Source organism: Citrobacter sp. RHBSTW-01013, from assembly GCF_013781985.1.
GTDB classification, from domain to species: domain Bacteria; phylum Pseudomonadota; class Gammaproteobacteria; order Enterobacterales; family Enterobacteriaceae; genus Citrobacter; species Citrobacter braakii.
The window spans coordinates 1,544,608-1,563,650 of record NZ_CP056185.1 but is presented as its reverse complement, the minus strand read 5'-3'; the positions used below and the strand labels follow the sequence as shown (position 1 = coordinate 1,563,650).

The window sequence follows — 19,043 nt, the reverse complement described above, 5'->3', positions numbered from 1 at the left end:
ATAGTGTGTGTTTGATCTCGTTTTCTTTATGGTTGTTACATAGAATGTGCACGAAAACTAAACCTGCCTCATATTTGGAGCAAATATGGACCGCGTTCTTCATTTTGTCCTGGCCCTTGCCGTGGTTGCGGTACTCGCACTGCTGGTAAGCAGTGACCGTAAAAAAATCCGCATTCGTTATGTTATTCAATTGCTTGTTATCGAAGTGTTACTGGCATGGTTCTTCCTGAACTCTGATGTCGGTCTGGGCTTCGTGAGAGGCTTCTCCGAGATGTTTGAGAAACTGCTCGGGTTTGCTAATGAAGGGACTAACTTTGTCTTCGGTAGCATGAACGATAAAGGCCTGGCATTCTTCTTCCTGAAAGTGCTTTGCCCGATCGTCTTCATCTCCGCCCTGATCGGTATTTTGCAGCATATCCGCGTACTGCCGGTAATCATCCGCGCGATTGGTTTCCTGTTATCCAAAGTAAACGGTATGGGCAAACTGGAATCCTTCAACGCCGTCAGCTCTCTGATCCTGGGTCAGTCTGAGAACTTTATCGCCTATAAAGATATTCTCGGCAAAATGTCTCGCAACCGTATGTACACCATGGCAGCAACGGCGATGTCGACCGTTTCCATGTCTATCGTCGGCGCGTACATGACCATGCTGGAACCGAAGTACGTGGTTGCGGCGCTGGTTCTGAACATGTTCAGCACCTTTATCGTGCTGTCGCTGATCAACCCTTACCGCGTTGATGCCAGCGAAGAAAATATCCAGATGTCTAACCTGCACGAAGGCCAGAGTTTCTTCGAAATGCTGGGTGAATACATTCTGGCTGGTTTCAAAGTGGCAATTATCGTTGCGGCGATGCTGATTGGTTTCATCGCACTGATCGCTGCCCTGAACGCCCTGTTCGCCACCGTGACCGGTTGGTTTGGCTACAGCATCTCTTTCCAGGGCATCCTGGGTTACATCTTCTACCCAGTTGCATGGGTAATGGGTGTGCCGTCCAGCGAAGCGCTGCAGGTGGGCAGTATCATGGCAACTAAACTGGTTTCCAACGAATTCGTTGCGATGATGGATCTGCAGAAAATCGCCGATACGCTCTCCCCGCGCGCAGAAGGCATCCTGTCCGTGTTCCTGGTTTCCTTCGCTAACTTCTCTTCCATCGGTATTATCGCCGGTGCGATTAAAGGCCTGAACGAAGAGCAAGGTAACGTGGTTTCTCGCTTTGGTCTGAAGCTGGTGTACGGCTCTACGCTGGTGAGCGTACTGTCCGCATCTATCGCCGCACTGGTGCTGTAAGCGTAAGACAGCGTCGCAGTGATAAGGCCGGGGAGATTCATATTCTCCCCGGTTTTTTTATGCCTGCGATTCAGCAAACCAAAGAGATAAAGAGTAAGAACTGGCAGGATGCAGAAACAAAAAACCCCCGCTTTTCAGCGAGGGTTTAAATTTTGGTGGAGCTAAGCGGGATCGAACCGCTGACCTCTTGCATGCCATGCAAGCGCTCTCCCAGCTGAGCTATAGCCCCACGATGCTTTTACGTACGTACCAAATTCATTGGGATTAAATTTGGTGGAGCTAAGCGGGATCGAACCGCTGACCTCTTGCATGCCATGCAAGCGCTCTCCCAGCTGAGCTATAGCCCCATTACGTAAAGCTTGTCGAGTTGACGGGCGGCATCATATGAATTCCCTTCGCGTGTGTCAACGGCAAAATTAACTCATAGAATTCAATCGCTGAAAAAGCAGTCAAATGAAGAACATTGCGTAACAACTCGCATTCAGTAGTTAAACGCGTCACGGTTTCTACTAAAATGGTGCTATAAAATGAACCACTAATTAACCCCACGACTATTCAGGGAATCGTTATGTTCAAGGAACGGATGACGCCAGAAGAACTTGCTAATCTGACCGGATACAGCCGACAGACCATCAATAAATGGGTACGCAAAGAAGGTTGGGCGACATCACCAAAACCAGGCGTTCAGGGCGGTAAAGCCCGGCTGGTTCACGTCACCGAACAAGTTCGTGAATACATTCGCAGCGCTGAGCGTTCAGCCGAAGGTTTATCAGATAACTTATCGTTATCCGGCGATACCTCTGTTGAAGCGCTGCTGATTAGGCTCGCTAAAGAAATGACGCCGACAGAACAGAAAATGTTTACCTCACTGATCCTGCGTGAAGGCATTACGGGTTTATTACAGCGTTTAGGGATCCGCGAAAACAAATAATATGAAAAAATTACGCAGCAAAATGACGACCGAAGAGCTGGCGGAATGTCTCGGGGTTGCCAAACAAACCGTCAATCGTTGGATCAGAGAACAAAACTGGACTACCGAAAAGTTTCCCGGCGTTAAAGGTGGTCGTGCCAGACTGATTCATATTGACTCCAGCGTCCGCGCGTTTCTGCTCAATATTCCCGCTTTTCGCAAAGTTCCTGAAGTTTATCAGGCTGAAGAACCGCTGGCAGAATACACCCACGTAGTACGCAGCCACGCGTGCCGCCAGATAATTAGCGCACTGGACAACATGTCCCCAACGGAACAAGAAAAGCTGGCGATGTATATTTCGCGCGAAGGTATTCGCACTTTTCTTACTCGTTTGGGTATTGATGAGTCTGAATAACAGGCAAAAAAACGGCAGGATACGCTCCTGCCGTTATTTCATCGGTCAATCAGTCTTATTGCTGGCTTTCACGCTCAGCAATAAACGCCAGCGCTTTATTAATACGCTCAATGCTGCGGGATTTACCAATCGCATGCACCGTAACGTCTAACGCCGGGGATTGACCCGCGCCGGTAACGGCTACGCGCAGCGGCATCCCGACTTTACCCATACCAACTTCCAGCTCATCAGCCGTTGCCTGAATCGCATGGTGCACATTTTCTGCCGTCCACTCGCTAATCGCAGCCAGCTTGTCACGAACCACTTCCAGCGGCTGACGCGCAACCGGACGCAGGTGTTTCTTCGCTGCATCAGCGTCGAACTCGGCAAAGTCTTCGTAGAAGTAGCGGCAGCTCTGCGCCATCTCTTTCAGCGTTTTGCAGCGCTCACCGAGCAGTTTAACCAGCTCTGACAGCTGCGGGCCTACGCGGGTATCGATATTTTCCTGCTCAATGTGCCATTGCAGATGGGTTGCTACATATTCCGGCGCCAGCGCATTAATATAGTGATGGTTCAGCCACTGCAGTTTTTCAGTGTTAAACGCACTCGCAGACTTGCTCACCGCACCGAGGGAGAACAGTTTGATCATCTCTTCACGGGTGAAAATTTCCTGATCGCCACTGGACCAACCCAGACGCACCAGATAGTTCAGCAGCGCTTCCGGCAGGTAACCGTCGTCGCGGTATTGCATAACGCTGACCGCACCGTGACGTTTGGAGAGTTTTTTACCATCGTCACCGTTGATCATTGAAACGTGTGCGTACACTGGCACCGGCGCGTTCAGCGCTTTCAGGATATTGATCTGACGCGGAGTGTTGTTGATATGGTCTTCACCACGAATAACGTGGGTGATTTCCATATCCCAGTCGTCGACAACAACGCAGAAGTTGTAGGTCGGGGAACCGTCGGTACGGCGAATGATCAAATCATCCAGCTCCTGGTTGCTGAATTCGATCGGCCCACGGATCTGGTCGTCAAAAATAACGGAACCGTCCTGCGGGTTGGCAAAACGTACCACGCAAGGTTCATCAGCGGCATGATGCTCGTGGCCGTGGCGGCAGCGGCCGTCGTAACGCGGCTTCTCACCGTTCGCCATCTGCTCTTCTCGCAGCGCGTCCAGACGCTCTTTAGAGCAGTAGCATTTATATGCGGTGCCTGCTTCCAGCATTTCATCAATCACCGCGTTGTAGCGATCAAAACGTTTGGTCTGGAAGTACGGGCCTTCATCCCATTCCAGATTCAGCCAGTTCATGCCATCCATAATGGCTTCAATAGCTTCCGGAGTGGAGCGTTCGAGATCGGTGTCTTCAATACGCAGCACAAACTCACCGCCATGGTTGCGTGCAAAAAGCCAGGAATAAAGAGCAGTACGCGCACCGCCGACGTGCAGGTAGCCTGTCGGGCTTGGCGCGAAGCGAGTTTTGATTTTCATGAAATGGCCTTACGTTTATAAAGATGCCGACAACCGGCAAATCCAGGGAAGATTATCAGGCTCGTATTCTATCACCGTGGTCTGATTCCTCAATGTTGTTCAGGTTGGAACATTACGCTTTGCCATTTTCGTATACAAATCATGCCGCACGGACTGTTTTGCGATCGTTTTGTTTAAATTTACGACGAACGAACAATTTCTTTAGAAAATGCGTTGACTCATTTTCAACTCTCCCTATAATGCGACTCCACACAGCGGGGGTGATTAGCTCAGCTGGGAGAGCACCTCCCTTACAAGGAGGGGGTCGGCGGTTCGAACCCGTCATCACCCACCAACTACTTTATGTAGTCTCCGCCGTGTAAAACAAGAAATTGAGAAGTGGGTGATTAGCTCAGCTGGGAGAGCACCTCCCTTACAAGGAGGGGGTCGGCGGTTCGATCCCTTCATCACCCACCACTTTCTCGCCAGCTGGATTTCTTGTTAAAATGTGAAGTACCGAAGTGGGTGATTAGCTCAGCTGGGAGAGCACCTCCCTTACAAGGAGGGGGTCGGCGGTTCGATCCCGTCATCACCCACCACTTCGGGTCGTTAGCTCAGTTGGTAGAGCAGTTGACTTTTAATCAATTGGTCGCAGGTTCGAATCCTGCACGACCCACCAATGTAAGAAGGCGCCCTAAAGGCGCCTTTTTGCTATCTGCGATTCACAAGATCAGAACCAGCTTTCCTGATGCGCTGCACATCCTGCGATGCTTATTACCCCACCAACGCATCAATCAGCTTCGTTAACGCTGGCGCGGCCTGTTGTTGGTCATAGACAATATACAAATCCGCCGGAATCCGTTCCTCTAACGGCCGGAACACCACGCCGGGCCAGTTCATTTGCGCATAACCATCAGCCATCAACGTTATCCCGATTCCCATACTGATCATCGCCAGTACTGTCTGGGGCTCAACAACTTCACGAATTATCATTGGCGAGAAGCCCGCCTGCTGGCATACACGTTGTAAAAAGCCCCAATCGGAATGTACGGAAGGAAGCGTGACAAAATATTCGTTGCGCAGCGCCGCCAGCGAAACAGCATCCCTTGAGGCCAGTACGTGATCTTCCGGTACTGCAACCATAAATGAAGATTCATGGAGACGTAGGCTGGTAAAACCAACGGCTGGTTCAATAGCCATGCGCCAGATCCCTGCATCAAGCTCCCGACGCTCTAACAGCGCCATTTGCATGCCTGGAGATTTTTCGCGAAACAGTACCTCAACATTGGGGTTTGCTTTCAAAAAGTGGTGCATTGCAGGACGCATTCTTCCCCACAGAGCAGTCCCCACCACACCCAGCTCAATACGCCCCGCTTCGCCGCGACCAATCTGCTCCACTCTCGCCATAGCCTGATTTGCACTGGCTAACAAACGACGCGACTCCTCCATCAGAATTTTTCCTGCATGGGTTAACGCAACGCTGCGGGAATGGCGAATAAACAGCAAGGTGCCAAGTTGCTGTTCAAGTTCTTTGATATGAATACTCAAGGGAGGTTGTGACATATTTAACCGGGCAGCAGCCCGGCCAAAATGCAATTCTTCTGCAACAGCGAGAAAATAACGCAATAACTTCAGATCGATTCGGTGGGCTCGTTCCATCTCTGCTGCACTCCAGGAATAAAGGATAACGTCTGGAATCTACCACATTGCTTAGTAAAAAATAGATTTAACGACAAGATACCCAATATACATAAAAACAATAGATAAAACCCCGGGCAAAACATTTGGTGCAGGAATAGGTATTCGGCATAAAGTAAATAATGCGCCAATGCCAAACCCAATGCCTGAGGAAAGAATGATCTCTTTCACATGAAATCCTTGTTTTGAAATGAACTGGCGAGAATCCTCTCGCCAGTTAAATATATTTAATGAGCCAATGATTTGGTCGACAATTTGTCTGGCTGGTGCTGATACTTAAAGAACAATGCAAAGACAACAGCCAGCGCCAGCGCATACGCGGTAAACACCAGCCAGATGGTTTGCCAGTCTTTAACGCCATCTATAGAAAAATAATCCACAGCAATGCCACTTAAAATTGATCCAATCCACGCACCAACACCGTTAACCATCGTCATAAACAGCCCCTGAGCGCTGGCACGAATGTTTGAGTCAACCTCCTGCTCGACAAATACTGACCCGGAAATGTTAAAGAAATCGAACGCGCAACCGTAAACGATCATCGACATCAGCAGCAGCACAAAACCGAACGGAGAAGGATCGCCGAAGGCAAAGAAGCCAAAGCGCAGCGTCCACGCCAGCATGCTCATCAGCATCACCGTTTTAATGCCAAAGCGTTTAAGGAAGAATGGAATAGTGAGGATAAAGCCCACTTCCGCCATCTGAGAAACAGACAGCAAAATGGAGGGATACTTCACGACAAAGCTGTCAGCAAACTCAGGATTACGGGCAAAATCATGCAGGAACGGATTACCAAAGACATTGGTTATTTGCAGCACAGCTCCCAGCATCATGGCAAACAGAAAAAAGATTGCCATACGCGGGTTCTTAAACAGCACAAACGCATCCAGCCCCAGTTTACTGGCAAGCGTGGCAGATTCTTTTTTCTGCGCAACAGGAATTTTCGGCAACGTCAGTGCATAAAGCGCGAGCAGCAACGACGCACCGGAGGCGATATACAATTGCGCGTTGCTGAGCTCCAGGCCCATCAGGCTCACCGTCCACATGGCCACAATAAAACCTATCGTGCCAAAAACACGTACGGGTGGAAATGCCGTCACAGGATCCTGACCCGCTTTCGCCAGACAGGAATAGGAAACACTGTTCGATAACGCAATCGTCGGCATATAGGCCATCGCGTTAACTAACATCACCCAGAACATGGTATCAGAATCGGTAACAGTGGTGGCATACAGCAACACGCCAGCGCAGACCAGGTGGCACAGCATATAAACGCGTTCGGCACGCAGCCATTTGTCAGCGATAATCCCCATAATGCCAGGCATAATAATCGCTGCCAGCCCTTTCGAGCTGTATACCATACCCACATTTGCACCGGTAAAGTGTAGAGTGTTAATCATGTAAGAACCCAGGGTAACCAGCCAGCTACCCCAGATAAAATATTGCAAAAACGACATGATTTTTAAGCGGGACGTAATACCCATTTTTTATTCCTTGCCGTGAGATAAGGCTCCCAAAAGGAGCCTTTGCTATCGTGTTTTTAGGCCAGCTTGCGTAAAAAGCCGCAAATCAGATTAATAAAGTTCTGACGGGAAAGTTCAGCCGCAGCCAGCGTTTGCGCATGGGACAGTTTTACATCTCCTAACCCTTCCGCCAGATTGGTGATCGCAGAGACGGCAACCACGCTGAGGCCACAATGACGAGCGGTAATGACTTCCGGCACCACTGACATTCCGACCACATCGCCGCCAATAATCTGCATCATGCGTATTTCTGCCGCAGTTTCGAAGTTCGGTCCCGGATAAGAAACAAATACGCCTTCGGTGAGGGGGAATCCCTCCTCAGTCGCAACGGTCTGAAGAATGGCGCGGTAATCTGCATCGTAAGCATTTGCCAGAGAGAAGAAGCGATCGCCAAAACGATCATCATTCGCGCCGACCATCGGCGTGCCCGGCATGGTGTTAATATGATCGCGTAACGCCACCAGACTTCCTGGACCAACTTCCGGACGCAGAGATCCTGCCGCATTGGTACAGAACAACACTTCACAGCCCAGTAATTTCAGAGTGCGAATGGCATCGGTCATAACCGTCATACCCCGACCTTCATAAAAATGGCCACGCCCTTTCATACACGCAACAGGAATGCCCGCCAGATGCCCGAGTACCAGTTCTCCTGCATGACCGTGAACGGTGCTCACAGGAAAACCAGGAAGTTTTTCATAAGAGATAGCGACCGCATTTTCAATTTGCTCCGCCAGCGCCCCCAGGCCGGAACCCAAAATAAACGCGACTCGCGGGGTAAACTCCGGTGTGTGTGCACGAATAATATCAACACAATATTCAGGATTATGAGAAAAAAAATCGTGAGACATAAGTATCCTTGTTCTATCGGGTTAAATTTGACTCCTTTTTTATAACGACCTTCGCCCTGCACTGACCAATACACTTTTCACGTGCCATCAATAGTCATTTGATATCGATAGATTTAGATCGCTTCTGTATTAATGAAGAGACAAAAAAGTATTGGTGGTTATCTGCTCTTCATATTAAAAATATGACGCTTTCATTTTTATAAATTACTTATTTTTAATTAAACCATTAATAACTATTGGCATAGGGAAATATGCTATGAAAAAAAACCTTACTCTGACACTCTCTTCTTTACTCATTATTCCCGCGTTATCCCATGCGGAATTTAAAAGTGGATTCGCCGATATCGGCCTGCATTATCTCGACTGGACATCAGAAACTACAGAAAAAACCAGTAAAAAATCCCATAAAGATGACTTTGGGTATCTGGAGCTTGAAGGCGGAGCGAACTTTAGCTGGGGAGAAATGTACGGCTTCTTCGATTGGGAGAATTTCTACAATGGCCGTCACGCTAAACCCGGCAGCGAACAGCGTTATACTTTCAAAAATACCAACCGTATCTATCTCGGTGATACAGGATTAAACCTCTACCTCCATGCTTACGGGACTTACGGTTCACCGAATCGCGCTAACTTCCATGATGATATGTTTCTGTATGGGTTAGGTTATAACTTCACCGGCAATGGGTACTGGTTTAAACCCTTTTTTGCTAAACGTTATACCGATCAGACCTATTACACCGGGGATAATGGTTATGTCATGGGCTGGGTGGCCGGATATAGCTTTCTGCTGGGCAGTGAGAAATTCTGTGTGACGAACTGGAACGAATACGAATTTGACCGCGATGCAACCTACGCTGCTGGTAATGGCGGTAGGGATGGAATCAACGGTGCTGTCGCATTCTGGTGGAACGCGACGCCGCATCTGACCGCTGGAATTCAGTATCGTTACGCTGATAATAAACTGGGTGAATCATTCCTGCAGGACGGTATTATTTATTCTCTTAAGTACTTGTTTTAACGCATTACTCCAGCCGGGGAGAGAATCATAACTGATACAACGGATCGCGGGCGCGGGCTGCGGTTAATTCACTGGCCTGCATTCGCACCACATCCCACAGCGCCTGAGCAGCGGTTGATAAAGAGCGGTTTTTACGTCGGGCCAGCATCAGTTGCCGTTCAACAACCGGCGTCAGGCGCTTAACCTGCAAGTGACTGCCCTGCGGTAAGGGGAGCGCCAGCGCGGGCAGCACGCTGATGCCAATCCCCGCCTCAACCATCGGAAACAGCGTGGCGGGATGGCCTATCTCCTGAACGATATTGGCATCAATGGAAAAATGGGCCAGCGCAGCGTCGATCAGCGGTCGACTACCGGAAGCATAATCCTGTAGCACCAGGCGTTCGTGATACAAATCCTGCCAGTTCACCCACTCTCGTTGGGCTAACGGATGATCCTGGCGACACAGCAGCAGGAACGGTTCGGACAGCACGGCTTCACACTGCAAATCGGTGACTGCGCCGGGATCAATCACAATGCCAAAATCCACTTCTCCCTGGCGAATACTCTCCAGCACCCACTGCTGTGGCCGGTCGTGCAGCACAAAATCGATAGCCGGATAAAGCTGATTACTCTGGGCAATACACTGCGGAATAAGATGAGCAGAGATCGTCTGGCTGGCGGCAACCCGCACCGTGCCGGTTAACTGCGTTCCTACCTGTCCGGCTTCGCGCAGCGTGCTGTGCAATTCATCCAGAATACGTTCCAGCCGCGCCGCCAACTGGTGTCCGGCCTCCGTCAGCACCACTTCCCGCGTCGTTCTGTCCAATAACCGCACACCTGTCTGCCCTTCCAGCTCTTTGACACTATGGCTGACCGCCGACTGGCTTAAGCCGATGATATCCCCCGCCCGGCTAAAGCTTTTGGCCTGAGCGACGGTGACAAAGATACGCAACTGACGCAGAGAGTAATTCATCTATTTGATTCATATATGGATGCAATAAATCAATTTTATTTCTCAAACGGAAAAAAGCAAAATGTTACTACCGAATTTCAGGAGTCTTTATGAAACTTTTTCGTATTCTTGATCCGTTCACGATAACACTGATTACCGTTGTTTTGCTGGCGTCCTGTTTCCCGGCCGAAGGTAGTTTTGTGCCTTTCTTTGAAGGCTTAACCACCGCCGCCATTGCCCTGCTGTTTTTTATGCACGGAGCGAAACTCTCGCGTGAAGCCATTATTGCCGGTGGTAGCCACTGGCGTTTGCATCTGTGGGTGATGTGCAGCACGTTTGTTGTCTTCCCGGTTCTGGGCGTTCTGTTCGCCTGGTGGGCGCAGGTCAACGTTGACCCGATGCTGTACACCGGTTTCCTGTACCTGTGTATTTTGCCTGCCACTGTGCAGTCAGCCATCGCTTTTACGTCGCTGGCGGGCGGTAACGTTGCCGCCGCCGTTTGTTCTGCTTCGGCCTCCAGTCTGCTGGGTATTTTTCTCTCGCCGCTGCTGGTAGGGCTGGTGATGAATATGCACGGCGCAGAAGGTAGCCTGGAGCAGGTGGGAAAAATCATGTTGCAGCTGCTGCTGCCGTTCGTGCTGGGTCACCTTTCACGTCCGTGGATTGGAAACTGGGTTTCTCGACATAAAAAATGGATCGCGAAAACGGATCAATCCTCTATTTTGCTGGTGGTGTACTCCGCCTTCAGTGAAGCCGTCGTTAACGGGATCTGGCACAAAGTGGGGGTGGGTTCACTGCTGTTTATCGTGGTGGTCAGCATCATACTGCTGGCAATCGTGATTGGCATAAATGTCTTTGTTGCGCGCAAATGCGGCTTTAACAAAGCTGATGAAATCACCATTGTGTTCTGCGGTTCGAAAAAGAGCCTGGCGAACGGGATCCCAATGGCAAATATTTTGTTCCCAACTTCGGTGATTGGGATGATGGTGCTGCCGTTGATGATCTTCCATCAAATACAGCTAATGGTGTGCGCCGTGCTGGCGCGTCGCTACAAGCAACAGACGGACGCATTGCAGGCGCAACAGAAAAGCCGCGCCGCGAAGGCTTAAAGAGGACGTTTCAGGGGCTGCACCAGTTGCGTCAGCCCCTCAGTTTTAATCAGCAGTGTGATTTGCATCAGCTCGCCAAGCTTGCCCGGCGGGAATTCATCCTTACGGGCAAACCACAGCAGATACTCTTCCGGGACATCAATCAACCGACGCCCTTTATATTTGCCAAAGGGCATCACAGTATTGGCGATGTCAACCAGCTGCTGTTTTTCCATCTCAGGCACCCAATAAGCGGATCATTTCAGCTTCATCGATCACGGCAATACCCAGTTCCTGTGCTTTTGCCAGTTTCGAACCCGCCGCTTCACCGGCAATCACCAGATCGGTTTTCTTCGACACGCTACCGGCCACTTTTGCACCTAACTCGGTCAGTCTCGCTTTGGCGTCATCGCGCGACATCAGGCTCAGGCTCCCGGTCAGCACCACCGTTTTACCTGCGAAGGGGCTGTCGATTTCTTCAGCGTTAATGACCACCGGCGCTGGCCAGTGGATCCCCTGCGCCAGCAGTTGAACAATTACCTCGCGGTTGCTCTCTTCGGCGAAGAAATTAAACACGTGCGTCGCCACCACAATGCCGACATCCGGCACTTTTTGCAGCTCTTCAATAGAAGCGGCTTCCAGCGCGTCGAGCGTGCCAAAATACGCCGCCAGACCTGCAGCCGTGGCTTCGCCGACTTCACGAATACCCAGCGCATAGAGGAAACGGGCAAACGTGGTTTCTTTCGCTTTTTCCAGCGCATTGACCACGTTTTGCGCCGACTTCGGCCCCATACGATCAAGCCCCGTCAGTTTACCGGCGGTCAGGGTGAAAAGATCCGCCGGCGTGTGGACATACTCTTTCTCGACCAGTTGATCGATAATTTTGTCGCCCATACCGTCAACATCGAGCGCGCGGCGGGAAACAAAGTGTTTCAGCGATTCCTTACGCTGTGCCCCACAGATTAAACCGCCGGTGCAGCGAGTGACCGCTTCGCCTTCCACACGTTCAACATCAGAGTTACAAACCGGACAATGCGCTGGAAACACAATTTCGCGGGTATCGTCCGGGCGTTCAGAAAGCACGACGTTCACCACCTGCGGGATGACATCGCCCGCACGGCGAATGACGACTTTATCGCCAATACGCAACCCCAGACGCTCGATTTCATCAGCGTTATGCAGCGTTGCGTTACTGACCAGCACCCCGGCAACCTGGACCGGCTCAAGGCGGGCGACGGGCGTAATCGCCCCGGTACGTCCAACCTGAAACTCAACATCGCGTACGAAAGTCATCTGCTCCTGCGCCGGGAACTTAAAGGCCACAGCCCAGCGCGGCGCGCGGGCAACAAAGCCCAATTGCTCCTGCAACGCCATAGAGTTGACTTTGATCACCACGCCATCGATATCAAATCCCAGCGTTGGTCGGTCTTCTTCAACCTTGTGATAGTAAGCAAGTACTTCCTCCGGGGAGTCGCAAAGCGCCACTCTGTCGCTTACCGGCAGGCCCCACTCTTTAAATTGCAGCAGGCGGCCCAGATGGGTATCTGGCAGCGTGCCGCCTTCCAACACACCAACGCCATAGCAGAAGAAAGTAAGCGGTCGCTTCGCTGTGATACGCGGATCGAGTTGGCGCAATGAACCGGCCGCTGCGTTACGCGGGTTAGCAAACACTTTGTTGCCAGTGCGGCGGGCCTCTTCGTTAATTTTTTCAAATCCGGCCTGTGGCAGGAACACTTCACCGCGCACTTCCAGACGTGAAGGGATGTTTTCGCCACGCAGTTTTAACGGGATTGCGCGAATGGTGCGCACGTTAGAGGTAATATCCTCACCCGTGGTGCCATCACCGCGCGTTGCAGCGCTGACCAGCACACCGTTTTCATACAGGATACTCACCGCCAGGCCGTCCAGTTTCAGTTCACAGCACCAGGTCAGTTTATCGGTACTCTTTAGCCTGTCCTGCACGCGCTTGTTGAAAGCGAGAAAACTCTCTTCATCAAACACGTTATCCAGCGACAGCATCGGCACTTCATGGCGAATCTGGCTGAACGCGGTTAACGGCGCTGCGCCAACGCGTTGGGTTGGCGAGTCGGGGGTAACAAGGTCCGGATGCTGCGCTTCCAGCTCGCGCAGTTCGCGCATCAGGCGATCGTATTCCGCATCGGGAATTTCCGGCGCGTCCATCACATGGTAGAGATACTCATGATGGCGAAGCGTGGTTCGCAGTTCTGTCAGTTGTTGTTCGATTGATTCCATATCGCACCATCAATGATAAAAAACCCCCGACAGGCGGGGGTTTAGAAAGGAAATGTCACGCCAGAGGAAAATCAGGCGCGAGATTCTTTAACTTCGCGGATGCGGTCCTGATACTCGCGCAGTTTCTGCGGCGTCATCATGCGACGTTGATCGTCGAGCACCACACCACCCACTTCATCGGCAATGTGCTGTGCAGACTGCAGCATCAGCTTAAAGTTTTGCAGCTCGTCCCCGTAGGACGGAACCTGCATAAAAATAGTCACACCAGGGGTGCTGAAGTCGCCCGTCATTTCTGGGTCAAACGTTCCCGGATTAACCATATTAGCAAGGCTGAACAGCGACGGGCCGCTGCCATCCGGGCTCAAATGACGATGGAAAATATTCATATCGCCAAATTTGAAACCGGCCTGCTGAATGCTGTTGAGCAGCACTTCCCCGTTGAGCTCGCTACCATGATGAGCCGCAACGTTCATAATGATGACCGCTTCTTTACGCTGCGGTTTTTCAGCAACAGGCGCTTCTTCTACTACCGGCTCGGGCTGCGGTTGATGTTCAACAACAGGCTCTGCTGGCTGGAAGGTCTGCGGCGCAGGTTGCGGTGCCTGCTGAGCAGGTTGCTGAACCTGCGGGGCAACAGGTTGCTGCACAGGTGGCTGCTGAACAGGCTGATGTTGCACCGGCTGCTGCGGTTGTACAGGCTGCTGCGGCTGCTGAACATGCGGCGGCGGTACCGGCGCTTGTGCAGGCTGCTGCGCAGGCTGACGCGGCTGAGCAGACGCATAAGGCGGCTGGTACTGGTGTTGCGGCGACTGAGGAGGAACACCATGTTCCTGCGCATTACCGGGAGCATGATTCACACGATGAACGCGAACTTCACCCACGCCTTCGTCTTCCTCGACGTTGTCGTCGAACGAATCCTCGTCTTCACGTTTAGACTTCATGCGTTTCAGTGGGCGATCGCGGAATATAGAAGACCGCTCTTTACGGCTAGTCCAAAAACCATGTACCAGTAAAGCGATTATGGCGATCGCGCCAACAATGATTAATATCAGACGCAAATCCTGCATCATTATATTCTCTGTTGTTCTAACACCTTGCCACCACGGCAAACATTTACTCACTAAGAGTATTTGTCGATTACGCCAAGTGCAAGTGTACTCTTGGCTTTCACGGCATAAAGATGAACAAAATTGTGCTTTTTGCTGTTTTTTCGAACATTTCCGAACAGCTTAACGCTCAACAACCCGGTAAGATACGCACAGTTTACCAGAGCTTATATAACAAGGAGTACGTCCTGACCATGGTTTCATCATCTGCAGTTGTACCTCGCAGCGGCCTTTATTACTTTTCTCAGGGATGGAAGCTCATCACCCAACCGGGCATTCGTCGTTTTGTTATTCTGCCTTTGCTGGTGAATATCCTGCTGATGGGCGGCGCATTCTGGTGGTTATTTACACAACTCGGTAACTGGGTTCCCGCGCTGATGAGTCACGTCCCTGACTGGCTTCAGTGGCTCAGCTATTTATTGTGGCCGATTGTGACCATTTCCGTGCTGTTGGTGTTCGGCTACCTGTTCTCCACTATCGCCAACTGGATCGCCGCACCGTTTAACGGTCTGCTGGCTGAACAGCTGGAAGCGCGCTTAACGGGCGCAACACCGCCCGACACCGGCATTCTCGGCATTATGAAAGACGTTCCGCGCATTATGAAACGCGAATGGCAAAAGCTGGCGTGGTATCTCCCGCGCGCCTTCGTGTTGCTGATTCTCTATTTTATTCCTGGCATTGGGCAGACCGTCGCCCCGGTCCTGTGGTTCCTGTTCAGCGCGTGGATGCTGGCCATTCAGTACTGCGATTATCCTTTTGATAACCATAAGGTGCCTTTTAAGGAGATGCGCGTCGCGCTGCGCACGCGCAAGGTGACCAATATGCAGTTTGGCGCATTGACCAGCCTGTTCACCATGATTCCGGTGCTCAATCTGTTCATCATGCCGGTAGCAGTTTGTGGTGCCACGGCGATGTGGGTAGACTGCTATCGTGCTAAACATGCGTTATGGAAGTAATGCAAAAATGTGTAAAAGCGGGCTGGCTTATGCCCGCTCTTATTCCATACTGCTACGCATTATTTCTCATCAGCATATAGATATGCGAATTCCTTACTTCCCCATACTTTCTCAACAGGTATGCTGAAGCGGTATCCCAATTTCATACAGTTAAGGACAGGCCATGAGTAAGATTTTTGAAGATAACTCGCTGACTATCGGTCATACGCCGCTGGTTCGACTGAACCGTATCGGTAACGGACGCATTCTGGCGAAGGTGGAATCACGCAACCCAAGCTTTAGCGTCAAATGCCGTATCGGTGCCAATATGATTTGGGATGCCGAAAAACGTGGTGTACTGAAACCGGGCGTTGAGCTGGTAGAACCGACCAGCGGCAACACGGGGATTGCGCTGGCCTACGTTGCCGCCGCCCGTGGTTACAAACTGACTCTGACCATGCCGGAAACCATGAGCATTGAGCGCCGCAAGCTTTTAAAAGCGCTGGGCGCGAACCTGGTGCTGACTGAAGGCGCAAAAGGTATGAAGGGCGCAATTCAGAAAGCGGAAGAAATCGTAGCCAGCGATCCGGAAAAATTCCTGCTGCTGCAGCAGTTCAGCAACCCGGCGAACCCGGAAATTCACGAAAAAACCACCGGCCCGGAAATCTGGGAAGATACCGATGGCCAGGTTGATGTCTTTATTTCCGGTGTCGGCACCGGCGGTACGCTAACTGGCGTGACCCGTTACATTAAAGGCACTAAAGGCAAAACCGATCTGATTACCGTCGCGGTAGAACCTACTGACTCCCCTGTTATCGCCCAGGCATTGGCGGGTGAAGAACTCAAACCTGGCCCGCATAAAATTCAGGGTATTGGCGCGGGCTTCATTCCTGGCAACCTTGATCTGAAGCTTATCGATAAAGTCGTTGCCATCACCAATGATGAAGCTATTTCTACCGCGCGCCGCCTGATGGAAGAAGAAGGTATTCTGGCGGGGATCTCTTCTGGCGCAGCCGTGGCTGCCGCGCTTAAACTCCAGGAAGATGAATCCTTTACCAACAAGAATATTGTGGTTATCCTACCGTCATCGGGTGAGCGTTATCTGAGCACTGCACTGTTTGCCGATCTCTTCACAGAGAAAGAACTGCAACAGTAATGCCAGCATGTTAAAAACGCGTAAAAAAGCACCCTTTGGGGTGCTTTTTTGTGGCCTGCTTCAAATTTTCAACTCTCCTGGCATTGATTCAACCCGCCGGAACTGGTATTTAACCAAACTAATTATTTTGATGCGCGAAATTAATCGTTACAGGAAAAGCGCTAGCTGAATCGATTTTATGATTTGGTTCAACTCTTCCTTTCGCGGCATAATGTTTAATGACGAACGAAACGTCAGCGGCAAGAAGTTGCCAGCAACGGATTGCACCGAACTCCTTTTGTGTCGCGTCCAGTTTACGCCGATGCTAACAATACAGGCTAAAGTTGAACCGCCAGGCTAGACTTTAGTTCCACAACACTAAACCTATAAGTTGGGGAAATATAATGTTCCAGCAAGAAGTTACCATTACCGCTCCGAACGGTCTGCATACTCGCCCTGCTGCTCAGTTTGTTAAAGAAGCAAAAGGCTTTACTTCTGAAATTACTGTGACTTCCAACGGCAAAAGCGCTAGCGCCAAAAGCCTGTTTAAACTGCAGACTCTGGGCCTGACTCAGGGTACCGTTGTCACCCTGTCCGCAGAAGGTGAAGACGAGCAGAAAGCAGTTGAGCATCTGGTTAAACTGATGGCTGAACTCGAGTAAGTTCAACGAGTTCTTTTAAATATCAGTCACAAGTAAGGTAGGGTTATGATTTCAGGCATTTTAGCATCCCCGGGTATCGCTTTCGGTAAAGCATTGCTGCTGAAAGAAGACGAGATCGTCATTGACCGGAAAAAAATTTCTGCCGACAAGGTTGATCAGGAAGTTGAACGTTTTCTGAGCGGTCGTGCCAAGGCATCTGCGCAACTGGAAGCGATCAAAACCAAAGCTGGTGAAACGTTCGGTGAAGAAAAAGAAGCCATCTTTGAAGGGCATATCATGCTGCTCGAAGATGAGGAGCTGGAGCAGGAAATCATAGCCCTGATTAAAGATAAGCACATGACGGCTGATGCAGCTGCGCATGAAGTTATCGAAGGTCAGGCCACAGCCCTTGAAGAGCTGGATGATGAATACCTGAAAGAACGTGCGGCTGACGTACGTGACATCGGTAAACGCCTGCTGCGTAACATCCTGGGTCTGGCTATTATCGACCTGAGCGCTATTCAGGAAGAAGTTATCCTGGTAGCCGCAGACCTGACCCCGTCAGAAACCGCACAGCTGAACCTGAACAAGGTGCTGGGTTTCATCACTGACGCGGGCGGACGGACTTCCCATACTTCTATCATGGCGCGTTCTCTGGAACTGCCTGCCATCGTAGGTACGGGTAGCGTCACCTCTCAGGTTAAAAACGACGACTATCTGATTCTGGATGCCGTAAACAACCAGGTTTACGTCAATCCGACCAACGAAGTTATTGAGCAACTGCGCGCCGTTCAGGAGCAGGTTGCTACCGAGAAAGCGGAACTTGCTAAGCTGAAAGATCTCCCGGCTATCACGCTGGACGGACATCAGGTAGAAGTTTGCGCCAACATCGGTACCGTTCGTGACGTTGAAGGCGCTGAGCGTAATGGCGCCGAGGGTGTTGGTCTGTACCGCACCGAATTCCTGTTCATGGACCGTGAATCGCTGCCGACTGAAGAAGAACAGTTTGCCGCGTATAAAGCCGTTGCTGAAGCCTGTGGCTCTCAGGCGGTCATCGTCCGTACCATGGACATCGGCGGCGATAAAGAGCTGCCGTACATGAACTTCCCGAAAGAAGAGAACCCGTTCCTGGGCTGGCGTGCCGTACGTATCGCCATGGATCGTAAAGAGATCCTGCGTGATCAGGTTCGCGCTATCCTGCGCGCCTCTGCTTTCGGCAAACTGCGCATCATGTTCCCAATGATCATCTCTGTTGAAGAAGTGCGCGCACTACGCAAAGAGATCGAAATCTACAAACAGGAACTGCGCGACGAAGGTAAAGCATTTGACGAAAGCATTGAGATTGGCGTGATGGTGGAAACACCAGCAGCGGCAACAATTGCGCGTCATTTAGCCAAAGAAGTTGATTTCTTTAGTATCGGCACCAATGATTTAACGCAGTACACCCTGGCAGTTGACCGTGGTAATGATATGATTTCACACCTTTACCAACCGATGTCGCCATCTGTGCTGACGCTGATCAAGCAAGTTATTGATGCTTCTCATGCGGAAGGCAAATGGACTGGCATGTGTGGTGAGCTTGCAGGCGACGAACGTGCTACACTTCTGTTGCTGGGGATGGGTCTGGACGAATTCTCTATGAGCGCCATTTCTATCCCGCGCATTAAGAAGATTATCCGTAACACGAACTTCGAAGATGCGAAGGTGTTAGCAGAGCAGGCTCTTGCTCAACCGACAACGGACGAGTTAATGACGCTGGTTAACAAGTTCATTGAAGAAAAAACAATCTGCTAATCCACGA

Annotated in this window: 18 protein-coding genes and 6 tRNA genes; 13 read left to right on the top strand and 11 right to left on the bottom strand. The window is 50.8% G+C overall.

The window, feature by feature from the left end; genetic code table 11:
• Positions 1–85 precede the first annotated feature (85 nt).
• A complete protein-coding gene (nupC, locus tag HV350_RS07505) occupies positions 86–1,288 on the top strand; it encodes a nucleoside permease NupC (RefSeq protein WP_046275534.1) in 1,203 nt (400 codons plus the stop codon).
• 153 nt (positions 1,289–1,441) lie between these two features.
• Here nupC and HV350_RS07500 read toward each other — a convergent pair.
• Together HV350_RS07500 and HV350_RS07495 are read right to left on the bottom strand one after the other, a co-directional pair.
• Positions 1,442–1,517: transfer RNA gene (locus HV350_RS07500), tRNA-Ala, on the bottom strand.
• Positions 1,518–1,559: 42 nt separating this feature from the next.
• Positions 1,560–1,635, bottom strand: a tRNA-Ala gene (locus tag HV350_RS07495).
• 221 nt (positions 1,636–1,856) lie between these two features.
• Here HV350_RS07495 and HV350_RS07490 point away from each other — a divergent pair.
• Together HV350_RS07490 and HV350_RS07485 are read left to right on the top strand one after the other, a co-directional pair.
• Positions 1,857–2,219 (top strand): YfeC-like transcriptional regulator, encoded by a 363-nt coding sequence (locus tag HV350_RS07490; RefSeq protein WP_016153913.1) that lies wholly within the window; start codon positions 1,857–1,859, stop codon positions 2,217–2,219.
• A 1-nt stretch (position 2,220) separates the two neighbouring features.
• A complete protein-coding gene (locus tag HV350_RS07485; protein ID WP_016153914.1) occupies positions 2,221–2,613 on the top strand; it encodes a YfeC-like transcriptional regulator in 393 nt (130 codons plus the stop codon).
• A 55-nt stretch (positions 2,614–2,668) separates the two neighbouring features.
• On the opposite strand, the gene gltX is transcribed toward HV350_RS07485, so the two are convergent.
• Entirely contained in the window at positions 2,669–4,084 is a 1,416-nt protein-coding gene (gltX, locus tag HV350_RS07480) for a glutamate--tRNA ligase (RefSeq protein ID WP_005130009.1), read from the bottom strand.
• Between the two features lie 258 nt (positions 4,085–4,342).
• On the opposite strand from gltX, the gene HV350_RS07475 reads away from it, so the two are divergent.
• The 4 genes from HV350_RS07475 (at position 4,343) to HV350_RS07460 (ending at position 4,742) form a co-directional block, all read left to right on the top strand.
• Positions 4,343–4,418 (top strand) — tRNA-Val (locus HV350_RS07475).
• Between the two features lie 46 nt (positions 4,419–4,464).
• Positions 4,465–4,540 (top strand) — tRNA-Val (locus HV350_RS07470).
• Positions 4,541–4,586: 46 nt separating this feature from the next.
• Positions 4,587–4,662: transfer RNA gene (locus HV350_RS07465), tRNA-Val, on the top strand.
• A 4-nt stretch (positions 4,663–4,666) separates the two neighbouring features.
• A tRNA-Lys gene (locus tag HV350_RS07460) sits at positions 4,667–4,742 on the top strand.
• A gap of 95 nt (positions 4,743–4,837) precedes the next feature.
• Here HV350_RS07460 and HV350_RS07455 read toward each other — a convergent pair.
• The 4 genes from HV350_RS07455 to xapA are packed head-to-tail and all read right to left on the bottom strand — an operon-like array spanning position 4,838 to position 8,135.
• Positions 4,838–5,722 (bottom strand): LysR family transcriptional regulator, encoded by an 885-nt coding sequence (locus HV350_RS07455; protein WP_181630118.1) that lies wholly within the window; start codon positions 5,720–5,722, stop codon positions 4,838–4,840.
• A 51-nt stretch (positions 5,723–5,773) separates the two neighbouring features.
• A complete protein-coding gene (locus HV350_RS07450) occupies positions 5,774–5,932 on the bottom strand; it encodes a DUF1427 family protein (RefSeq protein ID WP_003847305.1) in 159 nt (52 codons plus the stop codon).
• Positions 5,933–5,988: 56 nt separating this feature from the next.
• Complete coding sequence (locus tag HV350_RS07445; protein WP_181630116.1) at positions 5,989–7,245, bottom strand: nucleoside permease; 1,257 nt, start codon at positions 7,243–7,245, stop codon at positions 5,989–5,991.
• Between the two features lie 56 nt (positions 7,246–7,301).
• A complete protein-coding gene (gene xapA / locus HV350_RS07440; protein ID WP_131379735.1) occupies positions 7,302–8,135 on the bottom strand; it encodes a xanthosine phosphorylase in 834 nt (277 codons plus the stop codon).
• A gap of 256 nt (positions 8,136–8,391) precedes the next feature.
• On the opposite strand from xapA, the gene HV350_RS07435 reads away from it, so the two are divergent.
• Positions 8,392–9,153 (top strand): outer membrane protein OmpK, encoded by a 762-nt coding sequence (locus HV350_RS07435; RefSeq protein WP_181547806.1) that lies wholly within the window; start codon positions 8,392–8,394, stop codon positions 9,151–9,153.
• Positions 9,154–9,178: 25 nt separating this feature from the next.
• On the opposite strand, the gene HV350_RS07430 is transcribed toward HV350_RS07435, so the two are convergent.
• Positions 9,179–10,105, bottom strand: coding sequence for a LysR family transcriptional regulator (locus tag HV350_RS07430; RefSeq protein ID WP_016153919.1), 927 nt, complete (start codon positions 10,103–10,105; stop codon positions 9,179–9,181).
• 89 nt (positions 10,106–10,194) lie between these two features.
• On the opposite strand from HV350_RS07430, the gene HV350_RS07425 reads away from it, so the two are divergent.
• A complete protein-coding gene (locus HV350_RS07425; protein ID WP_181630115.1) occupies positions 10,195–11,193 on the top strand; it encodes a bile acid:sodium symporter family protein in 999 nt (332 codons plus the stop codon).
• On the opposite strand, the gene HV350_RS07420 is transcribed toward HV350_RS07425, so the two are convergent.
• From HV350_RS07420 to zipA, 3 genes are all read right to left on the bottom strand, one after another.
• Positions 11,190–11,408 carry a DUF3820 family protein gene (locus HV350_RS07420; RefSeq protein WP_019077344.1) on the bottom strand — a complete coding sequence of 73 codons (219 nt, stop codon included), beginning with the start codon at positions 11,406–11,408 and terminating at the stop codon, positions 11,190–11,192. The two genes, HV350_RS07425 and HV350_RS07420, sit on opposite strands and share 4 nt — an antisense overlap.
• Position 11,409: 1 nt before the next feature.
• Positions 11,410–13,425, bottom strand: a complete 2,016-nt coding sequence (ligA, locus tag HV350_RS07415) for an NAD-dependent DNA ligase LigA (protein WP_104651182.1) — start codon at positions 13,423–13,425, stop codon at positions 11,410–11,412.
• A 71-nt stretch (positions 13,426–13,496) separates the two neighbouring features.
• Positions 13,497–14,495: a cell division protein ZipA gene (zipA, locus tag HV350_RS07410; protein WP_016153923.1), complete on the bottom strand. Its 999-nt coding sequence runs from the start codon at positions 14,493–14,495 to the stop codon at positions 13,497–13,499.
• Positions 14,496–14,725: 230 nt separating this feature from the next.
• Between zipA and cysZ the strand changes: the two genes are divergently transcribed.
• The 4 genes from cysZ to ptsI all read left to right on the top strand — a co-directional run bounded on the left by cysZ (position 14,726) and on the right by ptsI (position 19,036).
• The gene (gene cysZ / locus HV350_RS07405) at positions 14,726–15,487 is read left to right on the top strand and encodes a sulfate transporter CysZ (protein ID WP_016153924.1); all 762 of its coding nucleotides are present in this window, start codon (positions 14,726–14,728) and stop codon (positions 15,485–15,487) included.
• Between the two features lie 163 nt (positions 15,488–15,650).
• Positions 15,651–16,622: a cysteine synthase A gene (gene cysK / locus HV350_RS07400; protein WP_005121957.1), complete on the top strand. Its 972-nt coding sequence runs from the start codon at positions 15,651–15,653 to the stop codon at positions 16,620–16,622.
• Positions 16,623–17,005: 383 nt separating this feature from the next.
• Positions 17,006–17,263 carry a phosphocarrier protein Hpr gene (gene ptsH, locus HV350_RS07395; RefSeq protein WP_002913505.1) on the top strand — a complete coding sequence of 86 codons (258 nt, stop codon included), beginning with the start codon at positions 17,006–17,008 and terminating at the stop codon, positions 17,261–17,263.
• A 45-nt stretch (positions 17,264–17,308) separates the two neighbouring features.
• Positions 17,309–19,036, top strand: coding sequence for a phosphoenolpyruvate-protein phosphotransferase PtsI (gene ptsI, locus HV350_RS07390; RefSeq protein WP_016153925.1), 1,728 nt, complete (start codon positions 17,309–17,311; stop codon positions 19,034–19,036).
• Positions 19,037–19,043: the final 7 nt, after the last annotated feature.

Excerpts from the sequence above, each read along its gene's own strand:
- nupC (WP_046275534.1), top strand. The coding sequence starts at position 86 with ATGGACCGCGTTCTTCATTTTGTCCTGGCCCTTGCCGTGGTTGCGGTA.
- HV350_RS07490 (WP_016153913.1), top strand. The coding sequence starts at position 1,857 with ATGTTCAAGGAACGGATGACGCCAGAAGAACTTGCTAATCTGACCGGA.
- HV350_RS07485 (WP_016153914.1), top strand. The coding sequence starts at position 2,221 with ATGAAAAAATTACGCAGCAAAATGACGACCGAAGAGCTGGCGGAATGT.
- gltX (WP_005130009.1), bottom strand. The coding sequence starts at position 4,084 with ATGAAAATCAAAACTCGCTTCGCGCCAAGCCCGACAGGCTACCTGCAC.
- HV350_RS07455 (WP_181630118.1), bottom strand. The coding sequence starts at position 5,722 with ATGGAACGAGCCCACCGAATCGATCTGAAGTTATTGCGTTATTTTCTC.
- HV350_RS07445 (WP_181630116.1), bottom strand. The coding sequence starts at position 7,245 with ATGGGTATTACGTCCCGCTTAAAAATCATGTCGTTTTTGCAATATTTT.
- xapA (WP_131379735.1), bottom strand. The coding sequence starts at position 8,135 with ATGTCTCACGATTTTTTTTCTCATAATCCTGAATATTGTGTTGATATT.
- HV350_RS07435 (WP_181547806.1), top strand. The coding sequence starts at position 8,392 with ATGAAAAAAAACCTTACTCTGACACTCTCTTCTTTACTCATTATTCCC.
- HV350_RS07430 (WP_016153919.1), bottom strand. The coding sequence starts at position 10,105 with ATGAATTACTCTCTGCGTCAGTTGCGTATCTTTGTCACCGTCGCTCAG.
- HV350_RS07425 (WP_181630115.1), top strand. The coding sequence starts at position 10,195 with ATGAAACTTTTTCGTATTCTTGATCCGTTCACGATAACACTGATTACC.
- HV350_RS07420 (WP_019077344.1), bottom strand. The coding sequence starts at position 11,408 with ATGGAAAAACAGCAGCTGGTTGACATCGCCAATACTGTGATGCCCTTT.
- ligA (WP_104651182.1), bottom strand. The coding sequence starts at position 13,425 with ATGGAATCAATCGAACAACAACTGACAGAACTGCGAACCACGCTTCGC.
- zipA (WP_016153923.1), bottom strand. The coding sequence starts at position 14,495 with ATGATGCAGGATTTGCGTCTGATATTAATCATTGTTGGCGCGATCGCC.
- cysZ (WP_016153924.1), top strand. The coding sequence starts at position 14,726 with ATGGTTTCATCATCTGCAGTTGTACCTCGCAGCGGCCTTTATTACTTT.
- cysK (WP_005121957.1), top strand. The coding sequence starts at position 15,651 with ATGAGTAAGATTTTTGAAGATAACTCGCTGACTATCGGTCATACGCCG.
- ptsH (WP_002913505.1), top strand. The coding sequence starts at position 17,006 with ATGTTCCAGCAAGAAGTTACCATTACCGCTCCGAACGGTCTGCATACT.
- ptsI (WP_016153925.1), top strand. The coding sequence starts at position 17,309 with ATGATTTCAGGCATTTTAGCATCCCCGGGTATCGCTTTCGGTAAAGCA.